Raw genomic sequence first — 4641 nt, 5'->3', positions numbered from 1 at the left:
ATCAGGGCTTCCAGCACCGCGCGGCCCACGCCGCTTCCGCGCACGGCCTGGATCACCGCCATCCGCCCGATCTTGGCCACGCCCGGCACATGCTGCAGCAGCCTGCCGGTGGCCACCGGCAGGCCGAAGCGGTTGTAGGCCACGGCGTGGATGCAGGCGGCGTCGGCGGCATCCCACTCCATCTCGGCAGGAATGCGCTGCTCCTCGACGAATACCTCGGTGCGGATGGCGCTGGCGTGCGTACCGAGCGTGGCCCAGTCGCCGACGCGCGCCTCGACCATGTCCTCGCCGGCCTCGAAGCCCTGCAACACGCCGCGCAGCCCCTCGGGCACCGGGCGTGAGGTCTGGGTGTGCGGGTCGGCGAAGACGTAGATCAGTTCGCCGTCGACCAGCAGATCGTCGCCGCAGAACACCGCGCCGAGGAACTGGATCGACGAATTGCCGACGCGCGCGCAGCGCATGCCGACGTCGAGCCGGTCGTCGTAGCGCGCGGAGCCGTGGTACTCCACCGTGGCCTTGCGCACGTAGAGGTCGCCGCCGAGCGACTCCATGGTCTCGGCGTACGGCAGCGCCATGCTGCGCCAGTAGCCGGCCACGGCAGTGTCGAAGTACATCAGGTAGTGCGCGTTGAAGACGATCTTCTGCGCATCGATCTCCGCCCAGCGCACGCGCAGCCGGTCGAAGAACCGGAACTCGCTTCTCTTCATGGTTCGAAAGCCTTCTTCAGTTCGGCGCCCAGCCAGGCCTGCGCCTGGCGGGCCTCGTCGAGCACGCGGCCCATCTTGATGAAATCATGGGTCATGCCGCGCACCAGGTCCATGCCGACTTCCACGCCCGCGGCGCGCAGACGGTCGGCATAGGCGATGCCCTCGTCCACCAGCGGGTCGCACTCGGCCAGCAGCACTAGTGCCGGCGCCACGCCCTCGAGATCGTCGGCATTCAGCGGCGCGAAGCGCCAGTCGCTGCGCTGCGAACGCTCGATGTATTGCTCGAAGAACCACTCGATCGTCGTCGCATCGAGCAGGAAGCCGTTGGCGAACAGTCGGTGCGAGGCGGTGTCGGCATGCGCAGTGGTGCCCGGCGTGATCAGCACCTGGGCACGCAGCGCCAGGCCGTGGTCGCGGGCGTGGATGGCGGCCACCGCGGCCAGCGTGCCGCCGGCGCTGTCTCCGCCCACGGCGATGCGCTGCGGGTCGAAACCCTGCTGCCGGCCCGCTTCATGCAGCCAGCGCAGTGCTGCCCAGGTGTCGTCCACCGCCGTGGGGAAACGGTGTTCCGGCGCCAGCCGGTAGTCGAGCGCGAGCATCTGCGCATCGGCGAGCAGCGCCAGCTGGCGGCACAGGCTGTCGTGCGTCTCGAGGCCGCCGATCGTGAAGCCGCCGCCATGGAGATACAGCAGCGTGCCGCGTGCATCTGGCGTGGGCCGGTAGCGCCGCGCCGCCAGCGGCGTGCCGTCGCCGCCGGGCACCTGCAGGTCTTCGACCTCGTGCATCGCGGCGCGAGGCAGGTCGAGCACCTCCGCGGCCGTCGCATAGGCGACACGCGCCTGCTGCGGCGTCATGGTGTGGAAGGGGGGACGGCGGGCGCGCTGGATGCGGTCCAGCACGCTGGCCATGCGCGGCGAGAGGAGTCGGGTGCTCATCGGAGCGCGGCAGTCTGCCACACGCGGGTGCGCCCGCTTGCGCGGGCCTGTGTGCTGCCTACACTCGCGGCCATGGCCTTCATCAACTACATCACCCAGATCCAGATCGACTTCGGCGCCGTGTCGCTGCTGCCCCAGGAGTGCGAGCGCATCGGCATGCGCAAGCCGCTGGTCGTCACCGACACCGGCGTGCGCGCTGCGGGCGTGCTCGACAAGGCCCTCGCGGCCCTCGGCGCCGTGCCCTGCGCGGTGTTCGACCAGACACCCTCCAACCCCACCGAGGCCGCGGTGCGCGCCGCCGTGCAGGTCTTTCGCGCGCAGGGCTGCGACGGGCTGATCGCGGTCGGCGGCGGATCGAGCATCGACCTGGCCAAGGGCGTCGCGATCGCGGCCACGCACGACGGCCCGCTGAAGACCTACGCCACCATCGAAGGCGGCAGCCCGAAGATCAGCGAGCGCGTGTCGCCGCTGATCGCCGTGCCCACCACCGCAGGCACGGGCAGCGAGGTCGCTCGCGGCGCGATCGTGATCGTCGACGACGGCCGCAAGCTGGGCTTCCACAGCTGGCACCTGGTGCCCAAGGCGGCCATCTGCGACCCCGAGCTGACACTGGGCCTGCCGCCGCTGCTGACCGCGGCCACCGGCATGGACGCCATCGCACACTGCCTGGAGACCTTCATGGCGCCGGCGGTCAACCCGCCAGCCGACGGCATTGGCCTCGACGGGCTGGAGCGCGGCTGGGCACACATCGAGCGGGCCACGCGCAACGGCGCGGACCGAGACGCCCGCTGGCAGATGATGAGCGCCAGCATGCAGGGTGCCATGGCCTTCCAGAAGGGCCTGGGCTGCGTGCACAGCCTCAGCCACAGCCTCGGCGGCGTGAACCCGAAGCTGCATCACGGCACGCTCAACGCCGTATTCCTGCCGGCGGTGGTGCGTTTCAACGCCAGTGCCGAATCGATGGTGCGCGAGCGCCGCCTGGCCCGTCTGGCGCATGCCATGGGCATCGGCTCCTGCGATGCGGCCGGTACCGAGATCGCCGAGGCGATCGGCGACATGAACGCACGCCTGGGCTTGCCGAGCGGCCTGCGGGCGATGGGCGTCGGCCCGGAACTCTTCGAGCGCGTCATCGACGGCGCCATGGCCGATCACTGCCACAAGACCAATCCGCGCATCGCCACGCGCGACGACTACCGGCAGATGCTCGAGGCCTCGCTGTAGCCTGCTAGAAGACCGAGTCGCGATCGATGCCGTGGCGCAGCATGCGCCGCTTCAGCTTGACCAGCGCCTCTTGCTGGATCTGCCGGATGCGTTCGCGCGTCAGACCGAGGCGCTCGGCCAGCACTTCCAGCGTCTCCGGCTCGCGGTCGCGCAGGCCGTAGCGGCCGGCAAGCACCTCGCGCTCGCGCTCGTTGAGTTCCTCCAGACCGTGCTCGAGCAGCCGCTCGACCTCGTTGGACAGCGTCAGGCTCATCGGATCGGTGGCGCCGTCGTCGGCCACGCTGTCGAGCAACGACTCGGAGCCGCCCTCGGTCGGGTTGCGATCGATCGGTGCATCCAGCGAGGTGGGCTGCTCGGCGAAACGCAGCAGTTCGCTCACCTCCTGCACCGGCCGGCCGAGCAGCGCCGCCACGTCCTCGACACGAACCGGCCGCTCGCCATCGCTGCCTGCGGGCGCCTGCGATTCGAGCAGGCGCCGCGCCTTGAGCACCTGGTTGAGCTCGCGCACCACGTGCACCGGCAGCCGCACCAGCCGGGCCTGGTGCATGATCGCGCGCTCGATGCTCTGGCGGATCCACCACGAGGCGTAGGTCGAGAAGCGGAAGCCGCGCTCCGGCTCGAACTTGCCGATGGCGTGCATCAGCCCGAGGTTGCCCTCCTCGATCAGGTCGGGCATCGGCAGCCCGCGGCCGAGGTAGTTCTTCGCGATGCTGACCACCAGGCGCAGGTTGTGCTCGATCATCGCCTGGCGCGCCTCGAAGTCGCCCTGCCGGGCACGAACGGCGGTGTCGTACTCCTGCTGCGGCGTCAGCAGCGGGGCGCGGCGGATCTCGCGCAGGTAGGTCTGCAGCGTGTTGCCGACTTCCCCGTCGCCGGCAGGTATCTCGATGGGACGCACCTCGACAGCAGCGTCGTCATGCCCGTCATGTCCGTCAGGGCCGCTGACTTCGGGAGCGAAGCCGTCACCATCGCTCAGCGCGTGGCCGTTGATCGGCGGCGGCGGGTTGATCGATGCCCCGGATGGCGATGTGCGCTTCCTGGGCATCGGCGGGGCCTTCCGTGGTTCGCCGTCAGCGCGGCGGCAGCAGCTTGGCCGGATCGACCGGCTTGCCTTGCCGGCGGATCTCGAAGTGCAGCAGCACGCGATCGGAGTCGGTGTTGCCCATCTCGGCGATCTTCTGGCCGCGCTTGACGGCCTGGTCTTCCTTGACCAGCAGCGTCTGGTTGTGCGCGTAGGCCGTGAGGTAGGTGGCGTTGTGCTTGAGGATCACCAGGTTGCCGTAGCCGCGCAGGCCGGAACCGGCATACACCACCTTGCCATCGGCCGCCGCGAGCACCGGGTCACCGAGCTTGCCGGCGATGCCCAGGCCCTTGCTCTTGCCTTCCTCGAACACGCTGTTGACCGGGCCGGCGGCCGGCCACATCCAGTTGACGTCGTCGTCGCCGGTGCGCGGCGCAGCCGGCGCGGTGACGGTGGCGACCGGCGCCACCGGCGGCGGCGCAGCCGGCGTCGTCACCGGTGCAGACGTCGCGTTGGCGCTGGCGGCCGACGGCGCCGGCTTCGCGTCGAGCGGGCGTGTCTCCGCCTTGGCGATGGTGACCGGACGGGTCGAGACCCCGGAGGCGTTCTCCCCTGGCGGCACCACGCGCAGCACCTGCCCGACCTCGATCACGTTGGCGTTCTCGAGGTCGTTCCACTTGACCAGGTCTTTCCAGTTCTGGCCGCTCTCCAGCCCGATGCGGATCATCGTGTCGCCGGGCTTCACCGTGTAGTAGCC

At 70.2% G+C, this 4641-nt stretch carries 5 protein-coding genes; 1 reads left to right on the top strand and 4 read right to left on the bottom strand.

Going from position 1 to position 4641, the window contains the following annotated elements; translation table 11 throughout:
• Together AB7U92_RS22275 and AB7U92_RS22270 are read right to left on the bottom strand one after the other, a co-directional pair.
• Nucleotides 1-707 (bottom strand): YbgC/FadM family acyl-CoA thioesterase (locus tag AB7U92_RS22275; RefSeq protein ID WP_428582207.1); only part of this gene is annotated, 707 nt, incomplete at its 3' end.
• Entirely contained in the window at nucleotides 704-1615 is a 912-nt protein-coding gene (locus AB7U92_RS22270) for an alpha/beta hydrolase (protein ID WP_428582209.1), read from the bottom strand. The genes AB7U92_RS22270 and AB7U92_RS22275, both read right to left, overlap by 4 nt.
• 99 nt (nucleotides 1616-1714) lie before the next feature.
• Between AB7U92_RS22270 and AB7U92_RS22265 the strand changes: the two genes are divergently transcribed.
• The gene (locus AB7U92_RS22265) at nucleotides 1715-2863 is read left to right on the top strand and encodes an iron-containing alcohol dehydrogenase (RefSeq protein WP_428582205.1); all 1149 of its coding nucleotides are present in this window, start codon (nucleotides 1715-1717) and stop codon (nucleotides 2861-2863) included.
• Between the two features lie 4 nt (nucleotides 2864-2867).
• On the opposite strand, the gene rpoS is transcribed toward AB7U92_RS22265, so the two are convergent.
• Nucleotides 2868-3908: an RNA polymerase sigma factor RpoS gene (rpoS, locus tag AB7U92_RS22260; protein WP_428582203.1), complete on the bottom strand. Its 1041-nt coding sequence runs from the start codon at nucleotides 3906-3908 to the stop codon at nucleotides 2868-2870.
• 25 nt (nucleotides 3909-3933) lie between these two features.
• The coding region (locus AB7U92_RS22255; protein WP_428582201.1) for a peptidoglycan DD-metalloendopeptidase family protein at nucleotides 3934-4641 on the bottom strand (708 nt) is incomplete at its 5' end.

Source organism: Piscinibacter sp., from assembly GCF_050175855.1.
GTDB lineage: Bacteria > Pseudomonadota > Gammaproteobacteria > Burkholderiales > Burkholderiaceae_C > Piscinibacter.
The sequence above is the reverse complement of the archived record's forward strand: the minus strand, read 5'-3'. Positions and strand labels throughout refer to the sequence as shown.